The sequence below is a fragment of the Botryobacter ruber genome (assembly GCF_003347595.2).
Classification (GTDB): Bacteria; Bacteroidota; Bacteroidia; order Cytophagales; family Hymenobacteraceae; genus Pontibacter; species Pontibacter ruber_A.
On record NZ_QCZK02000038.1, the window covers coordinates 13,373 to 31,198 of the forward strand.

The window sequence follows — 17,826 nt, forward strand, 5'->3', positions numbered from 1 at the left end:
TATAGCAGTCAGGTTGCCTGAACCTGCAACAGGTGTTGCGGCCTCGTTTGCTACGAACATAGGTTTGTAAACACTATTTTTCTTATATTTAGCAGATCATAAAGTGCTTTGCCTGGCTGCCGGAAAACAGGTAGAGCAGGTTATTCAAAACTCCACTGGTTAAGAAAGTACCGTTACGGGATGGAAGATATTAAAATGGTTGACCTGAAGGCGCAGTATGCACGGCTGAAACCGGAGCTGGACCAGGCCTTTAGTGCAGTAATGGAATCGATGGCGTTCATTAACGGGCCGCAGGTGCAGTCATTCTGCAGAAAGCTGGAAAACTACCTGCAGGTGGATCATGCCATTCCCTGTGCGAACGGTACCGATGCGCTGCAACTGGCCCTGATGGCGCTGGAACTTCCGGCAGGGGCCGAGGTGATTGTGCCGGCTTTTAACTATGTGGCAGCAGCTGAAGTGGTAGCCCTGCTGGGCTTGAAACCTGTTTTTGCCGATGTGCATCCGGATACGTTTAATTTAGATCCGGCTTCGGTTGAAGAGGCTGTTACACCTGCCACCGCTGCCATTGTTCCGGTGCACCTGTTCGGGCAATGTGCTGCCATGGCGGAAATGGTGGCTGTGGCTGCAAAACATAAACTGTATCTTATTGAAGATAATGCCCAGTCGCTGGGTGCTGTCTATACCTGGCCCGATGGCACCAGTAAGTATGCAGGTGCTATCGGAGATGTGGCGACCACTTCCTTTTTCCCTTCCAAACCACTGGGGGGCATGGGAGATGGAGGAGCCGTTTTTACCAACGATTCCCGCCTGGCGGCCTGTATTCAGAAAATTGCAAATCACGGGCAGTCGGAAAAGTATAAATTTGAAAAGGTGGGTATCAACTCCCGGCTCGACACGCTGCAGGCGGCTATGCTGGAGGTAAAGCTGGGTTATATCGGTGATTTCAATGCGGGCAGGCAACGCGTAGCAGCTGTTTACGACAGGCTTTTTGCCGAAACGGAATCTTTAGAAGTTCCTGCACGTTGCAGCTACAGTACGCATGTTTTCCACCAGTATACCCTAAAAGTACCGGCGCGGCTACGCGACGGATTACAGGCGCATCTCCGGCAGCATCATATCCCGAGTATGGTGTATTACCCGCAGCCCCTGCATTTGCAGGAGGCGTACCGCTACCTGGGCTACCAGTCCGGCGATTTGCCGGTGTCGGAAATGCTGTCGCAGCAAGTGCTGTCGTTGCCCATGCATTCGGAGCTAACACAGGAGCAACAGGAGTACATTGCACAACATACTAAAACATATTTAGAGCAACATGGCTAAACGTTTACCAGCAAAAGTAAAGTTCGCAGTAGTAGGTGTAGGGCATATCGGCGGGCGACATGCGTTCCTGATTCGGAACAACCCCGATGCGGAACTGGTGGCGCTCATCGACACCCGTCCGGGTTTCGTGGAGGAAGCTGCTGTTGCTTACCCGGGTGTTCCGGCTTTCAGTTCCCTGAAGACTTTTCTGGCTGCTGGCGTACCTGCCGATGTGCTCTGTGTCTGCACGCCCAATTACCTGCACTACCCGCACACCATCAAAGGCCTGAAGCAGGGCTACCATGTGGTGTGTGAGAAGCCGATGGCGCTGGACACGCTGCATGCGGCTGAAATGCTGGCCGTGGCAGAGGAAAAACAGCGTCATATTTTCTGTGTGATGCAGAATCGCTACAGTCCGCCGGCTGTGTGGCTGAAGGAGGTGGTGGAAAGCGGCGTGCTCGGGCAACTGTATATGGTGCAGGTAAACTGCTTCTGGAACCGCGACGAACGCTACTACAGCGGCACCAACTGGCGTGGCTGCGGCAAACAGGACGGCGGCACCCTCTTCACGCAATTCAGCCATTTCGTAGATATGCTCTACTGGCTCTTTGGCGATATCACCAACATCAAAGGCCAGTTCCGTGACTTCAACCACCAGCAGCTCACCGACTTCGAAGACAGCGGCTTTATCCAGTTCGAATTTGTGAAGGGTGGCCTTTGCTCCTTTAACTATACTACCGCCGTGCCGCGCCAGAACCTGGAGAGCAGCATCACGCTGGTTGCCGAAAACGGCAGTATTAAAGTAGGCGGCCAGTACATGAACAAGGTGGAGTACTGCAACATTTTGAACTACGAGGTGCCGGAGCTGCAGCCCTGCCAGCCCGCCAACAACTACGGCGCCTACACCGGCAGCGCCGCCAACCACCAGTTCGTAATCGAGAACGTCATCAGTACACTTAGAAATGAGACCACCGCTACTACGAATGCCCACGACGGCCTGAAGGTAGTGGAGATGATTGAGCGGATTTACAGCCTGAAGAAGAAAGAGGCCACAGGTGTGGAGGCGAAGGCTGCTAAAGAACGGGTTTTGAGTGATGATGGGGAGTAGCCTTTCTGTTACAAACTCAGCTAATTATTTTCGGTGTAAGCGCCAGTAACAGCGCAAGTCGTTGTTGAATGGCAACCTGAATTGCCAGTAGGAAGCTTACCTGGCTTTAATTTTTTGAGTCTTTGTGCGGCAGTCTACCCTCTAAAGTGCCTGATTAATTTTCGGAACATCTTCATTTTTAGGAATAAAATTCCAGGAATACATATCAACTACCCACTTGCCTTGCTCATGTCGTGCGTGGCTAATGTTTCTTAGCATTACTTTTTCGCTGATATCGGGAAAATAGAACTGATCAACAATCAGGGCGGATGCCCCATGAATAACGATGTCCCGCCGTGAAATTTTATAATCTGGGATACTAACTGAAGTGTCATTAAACATCTCTTGCTCTTGAGCTCTGAAGTCGTCATAATTCAATACTTCACCCGGATCAGTTCCTAAATAAATACCATCTTTTGCCATATACTTGTCGATAAAGGCAATGTCCTTTTTCTTAAACAAGCTGTGAATCTCGTCAGCCATCGTATTCAGCTCCTGCCTGGCCTTTGTTGTGTCTATGGCAGTCTGGGTAGCAAGCGTTTGATTTCCTGCTGAGGTTTGGCTGGTTGGCTTTTCAGACTTATTACAAGCCACAAGAAAAATAATTATTAGAGCAGGAGCAAGAAACGCTTTCATTTTGCCGCTAATTTTAAGTTAAAGTATATTTAATTCACAATTTGGATAGTTAACTCTAATTTTGTATTGTTTGTGATTATTTTACGAAAATATTGACCATTTTGGTTGAGCTTTTTTTGATGTGGATAGAACCAGAACCTGAGCGTAGTTTGTAACTACACCCAGAAGCGGTTTTCTATAATTGACTTTTTAGTTCCAGCGTTTTTAGATCTATCAGCAGAATCATATTCTGATCTTTCTTGTCATATTTGCCGTTTTCGTTTGTGTCATAGTGACCTGTAATTACCAAAGTTCCTGTTTGTCTGTTAACTGTCCAGACCCTTGTAAAGAAGTTAGCATCAGTAATCTGCTTCTTGTCCTTTCCATCTGGCGACAGCACTAATATTTGCTCTGGATCGGTCCAATCAATTCCATTCTTCTGGTCCAGGTCAACGGTTTTGGCTGTAATAATAATTTTATTAATCCCAAGACTATCGATTTTTACCTGTTCAATTTTGCGCACATAACCGCCTTTTGGAATATCAACTTGCACAGAGTTTCCTGTGTTTGTATCCAGGAAGAGGAGATATGTAGTTTCATTATTTGCCAGTTTCGAATTGTTATCAATCGAGGCAATTACAAATTCTGTCCCCTTAACTTCAATAAGGCTGTTAAAGTGTATGTAGCTGTACTTGCTCTGTCCGTATGTCGTGCCGGTAAATATAATGAACAGAAAAAACAGGTATGTTTTCATTGTAAATATGTTTCTTTAGAAGCTGCTGCACAGTGCGTTCGGAAGCTGAAGCAGCCATAGTATATTTGTTATTCAATATAGCCTCCCTCTGTATGTTATTCAACTTTTAGCAGGTTTCTTTAAACTTACAAGCAACAGCAGAGGCTGTGGTGACAGCTGCAGCAGATTTTTTCTACTTCCAAACCTTTCGCAACAGCTCCAGCAGCCATTGGTTCATCTCCGGAAACACTTTCAGGCCAAGCGTGAGGCTGCCGTAGATGACGGTGATGAGGAGGGAACGCACCAGCATGTCGAGGAACACGTTGCCCAGGTAGGGCAGGAGGTAAGAAGCACCCAGGGCAACGATGGCTATTACCGTGATGATGGCAGAACTCCAGGCAAAGGGCTGCAGCTTGTAGAGGTACTGCACAAAAAACAAACGGGCCAGGTTGATGCTGGTATAGGAAAGCATGGAGGCAAAGGCAGCACCGTTGATGCCGTAGAGTGGGATGAAATAATAGTTCGTCCAGATGGTGAGCACCGCCAGTACCATGTTAAACAGCAGGTCCCAGCGGTACTTGTCGGAAGTAGCCAGGATGATGCCGTTGATGCCCGTGGCCAGGTCAATCAGGCGGGCCAGCGACATGAACAGCACCACGTAGCGGCCGGCGCTGTAGGTTTCGGGCATAAACGAGAACAGGTTGTCGAGGTTGGCCCAGATGCCAATCGCCAGCAACAGCCCCAGGATCAGGTTTACGAGCGTGATCTGCTTGTAGAGCTTGCCCATATTTCCCAGGTCCCGGTCTTTCCAGTAATCCGCCACCTGCGGGTACGCTATTTTCAAAACCGACTTGGCGGGAATCATAATGGCCGTGGTCATGAAAAAAGCGGTAGAGTAGACAGCATTGTCGCTCAGGCTGTAGGCGCTGATCATGAACTGGTCGATGGTGGTGATGATGGTGGTAGAGATGGTGCCCAGGAACGTAAAGAAGCCATAGTTGAGTAGCTCCCGCAGCGGGAAGATGCGCAGCACTGCCGAAGATGGCATCAGGAACAGCTGCTTCAGCCACATGGTATACACAATCAGCACCAGCACCAGGAGAGAATTGATTCCAACAAAAGCAATCACAAAGGACTGGAAGCTCATAAAGCCCAGCGAATACACCAGCACCAGCACCAGCGACAGAAACTTCAGCAGGAAATCCTGTACAAACGACGAAACAATGGTCTTGTAGTGCGACCGCAGGTACGAGGTGAAGAGGTTGAGCAGCAGCGTAAAAAATGCCAGCGGAATGATGTAATAGTAGTAGTCGAGGAGCAGCTGGGAACTGTCCTGGTACCAGTGCACCACCAGCGGTTTGGCCCCGATAAAAAGGAAGGTGACAATGGCAAAGCCGATGATGGGGACCAGGAGCAGCAGGAACAGGAAGCCGTGGTGCCCTTTTTCCTTGTTTCGGAAATAGGGGAAGTAGCGGGCGCTCATACTGTTAAAGCCCAGCGCCGAAAACTGAGCATACATGAGGGCGAGCGCCATCAGCAGCCGCGTAAGTCCTACCTGGTCCTCTTCCAGGATGTTGGGGTACAGCAGCACCGTATTGACATACCCGATGCCAATTCCGGCATAAGATACGATGGTATTCCAGATTCCTTCCCGCTGTAGTTTTCCCATGAAAGGCGCAAGTGCTTTAAGCCTGCAAAACTAAGGCTAATCGTTCAGTCTGCCACCACACCAGCCTCAAAAATTAAGTAGTAGTTGAAAAGACATCAGCTGCTTCGGAGCAGGTGAGGAAAGTTGATCCCTGAGCTTTTGTTTCTTCCAGGATACTTTGCAGCACCTGCCACCACTGCCTCTCCTGCTCCGGGAGGGGGCGCTCGGGGTAGTCCGACAGGTTTTCGTTGTGCCACAGCAGCGTAAGCAGCCCGCCGAATTCCTTAATTTCCTGCAGCATGGGGCGCAGCAAGGGCAGCACCTCCGACGGACGCAGGTGCATGTACTGCGGGTTGTAGAGCGTGGTATCCATCAGGCAGAGGGGCAGCTCCAGGAAGCGATGGGCGCGCTGGCTTTTAAAATCGAAGGGATAGAAGGGGTGGCAGAAGGAGTTCCGGAAACCAACATGTTCGGCAAAGCCCAACGTAGTGTCGTAACGGAGTCCGCTTTCGTCGAGTACCTGCGGGGTGGTGCGGGGGGCATAGGAGAGGTAATGGAAGCGGTTTCCATGTACCGGTACGCTCAACTCTTGGGCCTCCTGTTGCAGTTGATGTACGCTGGCGGAAGTGCCGAAGCCGCCATGCAGCCCCACCTCGTGCCCGGCCTGCAGCAACGACTGTAGCTGCCGCTGGTTTTCCGGAGAAGCAACATCGTAATCCGAGTTGGGATGGCCGTGATATTTTGCACTGTTTGCCATCCAGAAAAAAGTGGCTTTCAGGTGATGATCAGCGGCAAAGACCATTAATTCCGGGATATTGTGCCAGGCATCTTTCCCGCTAAGTTTGCGCAGGGCCAGTTTAGCGAAGGGGAGGAGCTGCCCCTTTTTTAAGCGCTGTACCCCGGCTACTTTCCAGGCTGAATTTATCCGGTCGATGTCGTGGGTGAGGCAGGTGGCGAAGCTTTTCTGCCCGGGCCACTGCTTCTGCACCAGCCGCACCCGGGTAGATTTCTCCATCGTCTCTTTCAGAATGCCGAAGTAATAGTTGACGACCGGTTTTGTAAGGAAGCCATGCTTTGCCTGCATGCTGGCGCTGTAGGGGAAGCGGCCAAAGCTGTCGTGGGTGGTGCTGTGGTATTCCTGCCAGCCGCTGAGCAGGTAAAAAGCCGAGGAAATGATGTCGTAGTTGATGGTGGCGCTGCCGCTGTAGTAACTGATGAGCTCAGGCTCAGCATCCTCCTCAAAAAAGAAAGGTACCTGCTTTCCCTGCCACTCCTTCCAGACAACCTGCAGTGGGTGTGGTGACTGCTGCTGAAAGAAATCTCCGCTGTATTTCCGGATGCAGACACCTGTTGCGGCAGCTTCCGTACCCCAGGCTACCGGAACAGCGGCCGCTTGCGGGTAGAGGCGGTGGAAGTGGGAGAGGATGTAGTTTATAGCAGCGTCCATTCTTTTTGTGCGTGAGATGTAGGAACTGTGGAAAAGTCTCCAATCAAAGGGGAACAAAAAAGATACAGGTTAATCCTGCCACTGCTCTCCCGATACCACATGCAATTCAAAATTTTAAGTACTCCCTGATATACGTTATAGCCAGTTCACTGCTCCTGCCATCGTTTGCTGTACCAACAGTGGCATTATAATACTGCGCCCGCAGGTACACATCCGGACGATGCTGCCTGTAGCTTTGGATTAACGCTGCCAGTTCCGGTGCAGCATTTGCCTGCTCCACCAGCCCCTGCTGTGCGTAGCCATAGTAATCGTTCAGCGCCACATCTTTATCAAATTTATAATAAATCCCCGGAATGTTGAGCATGACCGCTTCCAGGTGAATGGAGGAATCGCCGGCAATTATCAGGTCCTGGTGCAGGAGGAAATCAAAAGCATTTTCCTTTTTGGCGTCTGACAAAACGATATGTGGGTTTAGCGCTTGCAGAAAACTGAAATCGCGGGTGTCGCGGGGATGGGGCCTTACGGTCAGCTGCAATTCCGGAAACTTCTGCGTGAGCAGTTGCACCACCGCTCGTATCCCCTGGGTGCTGTCGATGGTGTTGCAGCAGATGCCCAGGTAACGCACAGGAGTGGCGGCTTTGCGGTGCTGGATATACACATCCGCTTTGGGCATGCCAATGAACTGCACTTCGCCCCGTATCGGGCCGCATTGTTTGTACTTGTCGAGCGCATCCTGGCCTTCCAGCAGGCTGAGGTCGTGCTCAAGCGGCGGGAAGCTGGTGCTCACACTGGCGTGTTGAATGTAGATGGTGGGTATGCTGTGCGCTTTGGCGGCATAAAGCATGGCCCGGGCATCGGCATTGTGGTCGTTGGCAAACACAATGGCGGCAGGCCTGTATTGCTTCAGCAGCCGCAGGTAGATTTCGTAAAAGCCGATGGCATCGTACACCAGGTCGAAAAAACGCAACGCTCTGCGGCCGTGCGACTTGTACAGCGACCAGAGTACAAAGGGAAATTTGTAGTAGTAAAGAAGTTTAAAGCGGAAGGACAGCCTGTTTACCTGTTTGCCATATTTACCGATGTTCTTGTTTTGACCTGCCACAAAGGCGGTATCCGGTAGTGCCTCTGCCAGGAACCGGAGCGAGTCGTAGTTGTTCTGGCTGACCACGTAGAGCCAGACTTTTCCCTGCAGGTGGCCGATTGGTTTATTTACTTTGAACAGGTTGAGCACCAGCCGTCCGCCGGTGTAAAGCAGCACTTTAAGCAGACGCTTCAACGGGTTGTTTGGCGATACCGGCTCCAGGGCATGCGGCGGAAGCCCGGCAAACGTATCGGTTAGCCGGATGTGGAGAATTTTGCGGTATAGCGCTGCTGTTTTTTCAAGCATCTGCTACACCACATCCCGGTTGAGAGGCGTACCTGCCTTTATTGCAACTTTTGCTTTCTTGCCCAACAACTCCTCATAATATTTAGGCGCCAGTCCCAGCCCCGGACGAATTACCCGAATGTTCTCTTTTGTGAACGTTTCCCCTTCCCGTATGTCCTGGGCTGCATAAATGGAGCGTTTGAACAGCCTGCTCTTTTCTTCGGCCCGTTGCACCCCGTACTGTACATAACCAAGCGCCTGCCAGGCCCTTTCCGTTTCCACCACCAGCGCCTGCAGCTCCTGCGGTTCGAGCGAGAAAGCGGAATCGACGCCACCTTCGGCACGGCTTAAGGTAAAATGCTTTTCTATGACAGTCGCTCCCAGCGCTACGGCAGCTACAGCGGCGCCAACCCCCATGGTATGGTCCGACAGCCCCACCTGTACCTGGAACAGCTCGCGCATATGCGGTATGGTCAGCAGGTTCGTATTTGCAGGTGTGGCCGGATAGGTGCTGGTGCATTTGAGCAGGATCAGCTCCTGTACGCCTGCTTGTTGCAGAATGCGGACAGCTTCATCCAATTCGGCTAACGTGGCAGCTCCCGTACTCATAATTACAGGTTTGCCGGTGGCTGCAACTTTTTTCAGCAGCGGGTGGTCGGTATTTTCAAACGAGGCTATTTTATAAACCGGAGCGCCTAATTCTTCCAGGAAATCAACAGCCGTTTCATCAAAAGGAGAGGAGAAAGCGATAATGCCCCGCTCTTTGGCACGGTCAAAAATGGCCTGGTGCCACTCCCAGGGGGTGTAGGCTTCTTTGTACAGGTCGTAGAGTTCGCGGCCTTTCCAGAGCGAGTTCTGGTCTTCGATGGTGAAAGCGCCCGGCAGGGTCATGGTGTCGGCGGTGTAGGTCTGCAGCTTGATGGCATCGGCACCGGCATCGGCGGCGGCGTCTACAATAGCCAGTGCCCGGTCAAGCGACTGGTTGTGGTTGCCCGACATCTCGGCTATGATAAAGGGCTTATGACCGGGACCAACCAGCCTGTCGCCGATTTTTATTTCGTTGTTCATCATTTCTAAAACACTTTACTTAACCAGAGACAGCACAAAGCGGTACGCCTGTGGATAGAACGGATCAGGTTCTGCATAGTTGAAGCCTGCCTTCTCAAACGCACGCACCGAGGCGGTATTGTCTGGCTGCACCAGGCCGGCTACTTCTTTGAGCTCCGGGTGTTGCTGCTGCAAAAATTTTATTCCTTTCAGCAACACCACATGCCCCAGTCCTTTGCCCCGGAACCCCGGTGCGATAAGATAGCTGAGCAGGGCGCTGCTGCTGCTGAGTTCGAAACGGATATGGGCCATAGGGAGACCATCCACTTCGGCAATGTAGAGACAGCTTTCGGGAATTGCAAGCTTATACCGGAACCATTGCTGGTGCTGTTCCAGCGGAATGGGCTCCGGGTTGAAGGAATGTTTTCTGACTTCCGGGTCGTTGGCCCACCCGTACAGCAGCAGCATGTCCTGCTCCGTTACCTCGCGCAAACGGATGCGGGCGCTCAGGCTAAGGGTTTGGATAAGCTGCCGGTAGCGGTCTGTGTTGCCACTGTTGAAATACCGCCGCTGCCGTACTACCTGCTGCTGAAACAGCTCCGGAACCGCATGCTTTTGGAGCAATTCCGGTAATTGTGCATAAGCAAAAGCCAATTCCTGCTCCAGCAGAAACTGGTAGAAGCCTGCCTGGTTGTCTGCCGTTTTCAGGACAAACAGGATGCCGCCCACCGCACAATATTCATAGGCGATGCCACTGGCGGAGGTAACAGCTATCGCACAGCGTTGCATCAAGCGGCACATGGCCTCCGCCTCGAGGTTCTGGTGAAGCGAAACAGTTTTCTGCTCCAGCGACCACTCCCTCAGCTCCTCCCTGTGCAGGCAGGCACTGCCGATGACTATCTCAAGCTGTGCGACATAAGGCAAGCCCGCCAGCTCCTGCGCCAGCCGGAGAGTATGGTTAGCCGGGTCAGCGCCTCCTAAACACACAAGCAGGTGCAGTGGCTGTGGTGGCAGGTGCAGATGCTCTTTTAGGGCATTCCGGAATGGTTCCCGAAGCAGTGCATAGGCCGGTCCGGTATAAAGCCTGGTGTAAGGTGCCAGCTGGTAGGCTTCAGGTGCTACACCGCCTGCCATATTTACGACAGCGTCGGCAACAAAAGGATACGAATGGATGTCGTCGATACACAGGAGGCTGCAGCCGTGGTTTTTAAGGGTATGCTGGTAAGCTGTATCGAAGTGGTAACCGTCCAGCACCACCACATCGGTTGGTTGCAGGTGGTTTTCTGCCAGGTAGCTAGCCTCCGATTCATACGCCTGCGTTTCGGGCAGGATGATCACCTGCGGGCATGTCTGCTTTATTTTCTGCAACAGGCTTGCTTCGGGGGCCTGTATGGCAAATATAAGCAAATAATCCTGCTGCAGCACCTCCGCCAGCGCCAGCGAGCGCACCACATGCCCCAGCCCGATGCGGCTGTTGCCATCTGCCCTGAAAACGATTCGTGACTTTCTTTGAGTCATCTAACTATAATTTTGCATCAGCGCTGAAGCCTGCGAAAAACTGCCACAGGTTTTCACTTCACCCCAGGTCCCTCTTAAAGTAGGCCGACTTGATTGTTACTATTACTAGTTTTTTTCTCAAAGAGGAGAGGACCCTGGGGGAGAGGGTGCTGCTTTCCTGGTTATACAAAAGGTGCTGACGCCAATCGGGAAATTGATGTACTTCAGAAGTTTGTTCTCAAAATTGATGAGATTAAAAAGCACGTTGTTAAAAATGCCGGGCTTAATTAAATCGCCCGAATTGTTTTGCTTTTTGTTCGATCGCAACCTGCTAAGCAGCCGAACCAAAAACACAGGGAAAAATAAAAACAGATTCCAGTAACTTGATTTTTCTATTTCGAGGCCGCTCTCTTTTATCTTTTTTTCTAAATCTTCTCTGATGTACCTTCTAAAGTGCATGTTTACTTCATCATGTTCACTCCACAAGGCCATAAAAGCCGGAACAAAAACAAGCAGAATACCATTCGGTTTTAATAAGCCAGCCCAATTCCCGAGCGCTTTCCTGTCATCCTTCAAATGCTCCAGGCAATCAGATGCAATGATTATATCGAACTTCCTGTCTAAGTAAATATCCTGGGCATCCATAACAAATGAGTTTTCTATACCATTTGCTCTGCAATTGTTAATGGCTTTTTCACTGATGTCTACGCCATACAAATTGTCCGCTTCAAAGCCAATGGCTTTAAGTTCATTGAGCAGGATGCCGGAAGAACAGCCAATATCAAGAACTGATAAGTTCTTCGGATAGTTTTTCAGAATGTCAAGAATGTACTTCCTTCGGGCTTTAAACCAAAAGTTAGTCTTTTCTACTTCATGATATAAATTTTCAAAATCTCCTTTCATTGGAAAATTCCCTTATGGGTGTATATGATCTGTTTCAGGAAATCTCCCTGATCTGAATTAACAGTTTTTTAAAGGTGCAATGCTGTCGCAGCACCATGATTAACCTCGTATAAATAGACTTTTAATGGTGTTTCGGGACTGGAAAACTTACCAACAAACGCTAAGTTGTTTTCGTTGCTGTTTTTTATTTCTAAAGCGGACAAAATATAATCTCCTCCCATGCCTTTCAATGCCTTCGTGTCCAGATCTAAATTTTCAATAGATGTCCCGTTCAGTACAAAATAATTCTTGTCTGCAATTTCAGAAGAAAAAACATAACATCTGTTTCCCCAGCTATCAAAGTACTGTTTTAGTTCCTGTGACTTCTCCAGTTCCGGAGCAATAATTTGCCTGAATTTAACTTTATAAGCAAGTGGATAGTTGTTTTGATAGCTGTCCAGCGTATAAAAGCCATTGTATTGGGCAACTGCGGGAGGAATGCCCACACTTACGATACGATAGGTACTCTGTGGCTTGTTAATGGCTTCCCGAACCTGGTACATCAGGTCTTCAGCAAAATACTCTTTGTAAGAGATATTGCTTTTATCCGGGGTAAAAATCTGAATTATATTTTGTCGGAGTTCAGTATTTAAAACAGCCACGTACACGAAATTCAGCATTACCACTGCTACAACGATACGTTTGTGCCATTTTAGTGTGCTTCGGTTTGCTACCTCATTTATACATAAGGCGAATAAGATGTACCAAAGGAACGGAGACAGAAAGTTAAATCTGTGAAACTGAAATGTTTTCAGGATTTTTACGCTGTTTTTCAGCGGAATCAGGATTTCCCAGTTGTAGACTCCATAGAGTAGCGAGATCAGGCAAAGCGCTAAAAGTACTGCGAGTAACAGTTTTGTCTCAGTTAATTTTTTCCTGAGCAGGTAAAGAACTGCAGGTACAAAGATCAAAATGACAGTATGAAGCGAAGCCGCATGATAATGACCAATCAAAAATTGTTCTGCTGTTTTTTTTACAACTTTTAACAGGTTATAATGACTGTAGCTCATATCCCACCCTGTCCTGTGGGAAGTAAAGTCTCCGGCAAATAGCAGCAGATTTAACTGATTTATTTCCGCTACTAAATACAGCACGGTGGTGCCTGATAAGACATAGAACAAAGGAAGATATTTTGTTTTATCAGATTTGTATAAATAATATAAAAACGCCAGTCCGGTTACGAACAGTATGGCATATCCACCTAAAATCAGAGAAGAATAAAAAGGAAATAAAAATACAACCAGGTAGCTTAATAACAGGTGCTTCCTGTTAAGAATGTTTAGAATACAGAAGGTGAATAACGGCAGACCTGCTATCGTTATGCCATACATGGTATAGAAAGGTAACAACGCAAAAGACAGCGCCAGAAAGCCTGCTATAAATTTTTTTTGATCTACTTCTAACCTAACCAGGTACTTTGATAAGAGCAGGTACATTCCTGCAAAAGCGATTGCCTTTACCAGCGCAAAGTTGACCAAATAAGCCGTAAATGGCGGCAGGAAAGCATAGAGGAGCGTAATGACATTGAAGGAGCTAACATTAAAGCAATTGCGCTTAATGCCATTCATCACCGGGTTAATAACAACGTCGTTACCGATGGCAAACAAGTTGTTGGTTGATTTTAAAAGAACGCGGTAAATAACTTCAGAATCAAGGTTGTCATGAATGGTAATGATTGCATCCTGCTGCTGTACAATGTAGATCAAAAGATAGCTTACAAAGAGCAGAAATGCTACAAGCAAAGCAGCATTACCTCCCGAATTCACCCGCATCCGACGCATCCCGAGTTTACTTGTTCTCAATGAGTTCTATTATGTAGCGCGGCCTTGCTTTTATTTCGGAATACATTTTACCAATGTACTCACCAATAATGCCCAAACAGATCATTTGTATACCCCCGAACACGGCTATCGGTATCATAATGGAAAACCAACCCGGAATTACCAAACCTTTAATATAGCTAATGGAAACCCAGATGATAAGTAGGAAGGAAAATAGAAAGGTGATAAGCCCTAACAGGAGTACCAACCTCATTGGCTTTACTGAAAACGAAGTAATTCCTTCCCAGGCAAACGATACCATTTTTTTGAGGGGATACTTGCTTGCTCCTAACTCCCGTTCTTTCCTTTTGTAATAAACATTTGCTGTTCTAAAGCCAATCAACGGGAAGATCCCCCTGATGAAGAGATTAACTTCTCTGAACTTCAGAAACTCAGCCAACGCATTTTTATCTATCAGCCGGAAGTCTGCATGGTTCAGGATTGTTTTCACCCCCAGCTTATTCATGATGCGGTAAAATAATTCTGCTGTTTGTCGCTTAAACACAGAATCACTTGTCCTGTCATGCCGGACGCCGTACACAATTGATGCGCCCTCTCTGTGTCGGAGTAACATCTCCGATACAACGCCTATGTCATCCTGCAAATCAGCATCTACAGTCACATATACATCAAACAAACCAAACTGCGACTCCAGGCCAGCCAGAAGCGCATATTGATGGCCGAAATTCCTGGATAACTTTACGCCACGAACCCTGTTGTTTTTTTTACAAAAATCTTGAATAACAGACCACGTTCTATCCCTGCTTCCATCATCCACGAAACACACTTTACTTTCTTTATCGATTTCTTTACCGGCTATAAGCCTGCAAAGTAAATCATCCAATTTTGTATAGGTGCTTTCAAGAACTTCTTCTTCATTGTAGCAAGGCACAATGAAAATTAATTTTTCCATTTTATGTAGTAGGGTAGTCAGTTTGGTTAATTGCAAGCAAATATAACTCTTCTTATTGGAGACTTATCAAAGCTTATTTTCTGCTATGGCGGTTTTTTTATTCTCCAAGCTTTTTCTGCTCTACCGCTGCATTCAGTTGAGCCAGTTCCGGGTGCTCATCCAGCAGCTGGATAATTTCTTCGGCTCCCAAACAATCCGCCTGGAAATTCTCTAGCAGCGCCCGGATCAGGAGCAGGTCTTCCGGTGTATCTAAGGTAATGCGGTAGTGGCTGGCGTCGCTGGGACGAGTGTAATGCTTCAGAATTACATGTCCACTCTTGTTCTGGTTGATGTAGGGCGTTACGTGTTCCAGTTCTTCCGGCTTTGTAGCATTCTGATAAGCTTCCTCCAATAATTTAAAGGAAAAAATCTCAAAGTCGAAGCCACGGGGGTAGGTGCGTTGCAGGGCATTGGAGAGGTAAACCTGCTCATTGTCCAGTTCCAGGTAGCGGCGTACGGCATCGGCAATTACGTAGCCATCAATCAAAGGGCAATCGGAGGTAACGCGCACGATTACATCCAGCTGGTGCTGCAGGGCGCATTCGTAGAAACGGCTCAGCACGTTTTGCTCGTCCCCACGGCAAACCGCTATTTCTTCCTCCCGGGCAAAGGCAGCTATCGGATCGTCTGTTTCGTTGGTAGTAGTGGCAATGTAAAGGGTAAGCCCGGCCCCGCGCAGCCTGTCCGTATGGTGTTTCAGAATGGTTTTGGTTCCGGCTTTAAGCAGTACTTTCCCGGGCAGACGCGTACTGGTGGTGCGGGCCTGCGTAATTACTCCTACTTTTTTAGCTGCCATGTTGCACAAACTCCTTCACCTTCTCAATCACAAACGCCTGCTCTTCCTCCGTCAGGGTGGGGTACATGGGCAGGCTCAGGCATTGGCTGTAGTACAGTTCTGCCTCCGGGTAATCGCCTTTGCGGTGGCCCAGGTGGCGGTAGTAGGGCATGGTGTGGGCGGGAATGTAGTGTACCTGCGCAAAAATGTGGTGCTGGCGCAGGTAATCGTACAAGCCTTTGCGGTCCTGCACCCGGATGACGTAGAGGTGGTAGGCGTGGCCTGTTTCGCCGCTTGTAGCCAGTGCCGCAGTATCGGTAGCTAGTATTTCTATGCCTGCTTCGCCTGCAAAAGCCGCGTCGTATACTGCAGCAACTTGTTTCCTTTTTGCCAAGCCGGCTTCGGCACGTTTGAGCTGCGAGATGCCGAGGGCGCAGAGCATGTCCGGTATGCGGTAGTTGTAGCCAAGTTCCTGCATTTCCATGTACCAGCCGCCGTGGTTTTCTTCCATCTGTTCCGGGTCGCGGGTGATGCCGTGGGTGCGGAGCTGCAGCAGTTTTTTGTAAAGCTTTTCGTCGTTGGTGGTGATCATGCCGCCCTCGCCGGTGGCAATGTGCTTCACCGGGTGGAAAGAGAAAATAGCCAGATCCGCAAAATTCCCGTTACCGCAGAGCTGTTTGTTGCCCTTGCTATCGTAGAAGTAGCCGCCGGGTGCGTGGCAGGCGTCTTCGATGATCCAGAGACCGTAAGCATCGGCCAGTTGCCGGAGCGCTTCCAGGTTCACCGGGTTGCCTGCAAAATCTACCGGGATGATGCCGCTGTAATAGCCTTCCGGTTTGCTTTCCAGCAGGTGCCGCACCTTTTCCAGGTCAAGCAGGGCCGTGTCGGGCGTTACGTCAGCAAACTCTACGGTGCCGCCGCAATACCGGATGCAGTTGGCAGAAGCGACAAAGGTGATGGGCGTGGTGATAACCCGGGAGCTCTCGTTTACCCCCAGCGCCAGCGCACACAGGTGCAGCGCAGCCGTACCGTTGGCTACCGCTACAGCATATTTTGCCCCCACATAGGCAGCAAAAGCTTCTTCAAAGGCAGCCACAGCCGGCCCCTGTGTCAGGAAATCCGACTGCAGGGTTTGCACCACCGCCTCGATATCCTCCTGCGTGATGTGCTGTTTGCCGTATGGAATGGGTTTGTTTGTCACGTTATTGTTTTCTAAGACTGCAGGATTCCGGATATTTATACCAGATAGTATTTACTCAGTTCCACAAAATTATTCCTCCTTTGTCATCCCCGAAGGGGATTTTGTGGGCGTACTGCAGTCAAGCTAACTACTGGAGGTCATGCAATGGAAGACCCTTTTTAATATTAGGTATTATATTTTGCAGGTTTAAAGTGTTTCTGCACCTGCCACCATTGCCTCTGCTCCTGCATTTAAATCGCGTGCACGATTGGGCTGGTGCAAGACCTGCCCCTACATTATTCTAAACTGTAAAGTTCGGATCTACGTGCAGCCTGATTTCTTCCCGGAGCTGTTCGGCGTCCAGCCACTCATCGTTGGTGCCGGAGTTGTATTTAAAGCCCATGGGTACCATTTTCCCGTTAAAGGCATTTAAAAATTCATCAAACGACCAGGTAGGCGTGGCGGGCAGAATTACGTAATACTTATCGAGTTCCACCGTGCTAAGCGAGTCGGTTTCGGTGATCATTTCCTCGTGCAGCTTTTCGCCGGGTCGGATGCCGACAATCTCCTGTTTGCAGTCCGGGCCGATGGCTTTGGCCAGTTCGGTGATCACGTACGACGGAATCTTGGGAACGTATATCTCGCCGCCCCAGTGGTTTTCCAGCGCATGAAATACCAGCTCCACGCCTTCCTCCAGCGAAATGTTAAAACGGGTCATTTCCGGGTGCGTGATCGGGAGTACGCCTTCCTTGCGCTTCTTCAGGAAGAATGGAACAACCGAACCGCGCGAACCAATCACGTTGCCATAGCGCACCACCGAAAAGCGGATGTCGCGTTTGCCTTTCATGTTGTTGGCTGCTACGAAAAGTTTGTCGGAGCAGAGTTTGGTGGCGCCGTAGAGGTTGATCGGAGCTGCCGCTTTGTCCGTGGAAAGGGCTACTACTTCTTTCACCCCGCAGTCGAGTGCGGCGTTAATCACGTTTTCGGCACCCAGCACGTTTGTTTTGATGCACTCCATGGGGTTGTACTCGGCAGCGGGCACCTGCTTGAGGGCAGCAGCGTGTACAATGATATCGATGCCTTCGCAGGCGCGCTTGAACCGTTCTGCGTCGCGCACATCGCCAATAAAATAGCGGATGGAGTTATACTTTTCGTGCGGAAACACCTGCGACATTTCGAATTGCTTTAGTTCGTCGCGGGAGTAAATAACCAGGCGCTTTACATCCGGAAACCGCTCGTACACCATCTCTACAAACTTTTTCCCGAAAGAGCCGGTGCCGCCCGTTACCAGTATTGCTTTATGATTAAGGTCTAATGCCATGCTTAAACGTTATGCTTCATCTGAAGGCAGCCCAAAGGTT

The 17,826-nt window shown here is 49.5% G+C and carries 15 protein-coding genes; 2 read left to right on the plus strand and 13 right to left on the minus strand.

Translation table 11 applies throughout. From position 1 onward, the window contains the following. The first annotated feature begins 180 nt into the window (after nucleotides 1-180). Nucleotides 181-1,317, plus strand: a complete 1,137-nt coding sequence (locus tag DCW36_RS11795) for a DegT/DnrJ/EryC1/StrS family aminotransferase (RefSeq protein WP_114781509.1) — start codon at nucleotides 181-183, stop codon at nucleotides 1,315-1,317. Continuing rightward, nucleotides 1,310-2,404 (plus strand): Gfo/Idh/MocA family protein, encoded by a 1,095-nt coding sequence (locus DCW36_RS11800; RefSeq protein ID WP_114781510.1) that lies wholly within the window; start codon nucleotides 1,310-1,312, stop codon nucleotides 2,402-2,404. Before DCW36_RS11795 ends, DCW36_RS11800 begins: the two co-directional genes overlap by 8 nt. Nucleotides 2,405-2,545: 141 nt before the next feature. Here the strand turns inward: DCW36_RS11800 and DCW36_RS11805 are convergent, their stop codons facing one another. From DCW36_RS11805 to pseB, 13 genes are all read right to left on the minus strand, one after another. Further along, nucleotides 2,546-3,079 carry a nuclear transport factor 2 family protein gene (locus DCW36_RS11805; protein WP_114781511.1) on the minus strand — a complete coding sequence of 178 codons (534 nt, stop codon included), beginning with the start codon at nucleotides 3,077-3,079 and terminating at the stop codon, nucleotides 2,546-2,548. A 175-nt stretch (nucleotides 3,080-3,254) separates the two neighbouring features. After that, complete coding sequence (locus tag DCW36_RS11810; protein ID WP_114781512.1) at nucleotides 3,255-3,812, minus strand: hypothetical protein; 558 nt, start codon at nucleotides 3,810-3,812, stop codon at nucleotides 3,255-3,257. Between the two features lie 172 nt (nucleotides 3,813-3,984). Further along, nucleotides 3,985-5,460, minus strand: a complete 1,476-nt coding sequence (locus DCW36_RS11815; protein WP_114781513.1) for a lipopolysaccharide biosynthesis protein — start codon at nucleotides 5,458-5,460, stop codon at nucleotides 3,985-3,987. Nucleotides 5,461-5,533: 73 nt separating this feature from the next. Further along, a complete protein-coding gene (locus DCW36_RS11820) occupies nucleotides 5,534-6,886 on the minus strand; it encodes a polysaccharide deacetylase family protein (protein WP_114781514.1) in 1,353 nt (450 codons plus the stop codon). A gap of 106 nt (nucleotides 6,887-6,992) precedes the next feature. After that, on the minus strand, nucleotides 6,993-8,273 hold the full coding sequence (locus DCW36_RS11825) for a CDP-glycerol glycerophosphotransferase family protein (protein WP_240676150.1): 1,281 nt from the start codon (nucleotides 8,271-8,273) through the stop codon (nucleotides 6,993-6,995). A 3-nt stretch (nucleotides 8,274-8,276) separates the two neighbouring features. Beyond that, the gene (gene pseI, locus DCW36_RS11830; RefSeq protein ID WP_114781612.1) at nucleotides 8,277-9,320 is read right to left on the minus strand and encodes a pseudaminic acid synthase; all 1,044 of its coding nucleotides are present in this window, start codon (nucleotides 9,318-9,320) and stop codon (nucleotides 8,277-8,279) included. Nucleotides 9,321-9,335: 15 nt separating this feature from the next. After that, complete coding sequence (gene pseG / locus DCW36_RS11835; RefSeq protein WP_114781515.1) at nucleotides 9,336-10,817, minus strand: UDP-2,4-diacetamido-2,4,6-trideoxy-beta-L-altropyranose hydrolase; 1,482 nt, start codon at nucleotides 10,815-10,817, stop codon at nucleotides 9,336-9,338. A gap of 117 nt (nucleotides 10,818-10,934) precedes the next feature. Further along, on the minus strand, nucleotides 10,935-11,699 hold the full coding sequence (locus tag DCW36_RS11840) for a class I SAM-dependent methyltransferase (protein WP_114781516.1): 765 nt from the start codon (nucleotides 11,697-11,699) through the stop codon (nucleotides 10,935-10,937). Between the two features lie 68 nt (nucleotides 11,700-11,767). Continuing rightward, entirely contained in the window at nucleotides 11,768-13,540 is a 1,773-nt protein-coding gene (locus tag DCW36_RS11845; protein WP_128396970.1) for a DUF6044 family protein, read from the minus strand. After that, nucleotides 13,527-14,471: a glycosyltransferase family 2 protein gene (locus DCW36_RS11850; protein ID WP_114781518.1), complete on the minus strand. Its 945-nt coding sequence runs from the start codon at nucleotides 14,469-14,471 to the stop codon at nucleotides 13,527-13,529. The genes DCW36_RS11845 and DCW36_RS11850 overlap by 14 nt, the downstream gene beginning before the upstream one ends. Nucleotides 14,472-14,568: 97 nt before the next feature. Beyond that, nucleotides 14,569-15,306 (minus strand): cytidylyltransferase domain-containing protein, encoded by a 738-nt coding sequence (locus DCW36_RS11855; protein ID WP_114781613.1) that lies wholly within the window; start codon nucleotides 15,304-15,306, stop codon nucleotides 14,569-14,571. Then, nucleotides 15,296-16,486, minus strand: a complete 1,191-nt coding sequence (pseC, locus tag DCW36_RS11860; RefSeq protein ID WP_114781519.1) for a UDP-4-amino-4,6-dideoxy-N-acetyl-beta-L-altrosamine transaminase — start codon at nucleotides 16,484-16,486, stop codon at nucleotides 15,296-15,298. Before pseC ends, DCW36_RS11855 begins: the two co-directional genes overlap by 11 nt. Before the next feature lie 280 nt (nucleotides 16,487-16,766). Next, the gene (pseB, locus tag DCW36_RS11865; RefSeq protein WP_114781520.1) at nucleotides 16,767-17,786 is read right to left on the minus strand and encodes a UDP-N-acetylglucosamine 4,6-dehydratase (inverting); all 1,020 of its coding nucleotides are present in this window, start codon (nucleotides 17,784-17,786) and stop codon (nucleotides 16,767-16,769) included. Nucleotides 17,787-17,826: the final 40 nt, after the last annotated feature.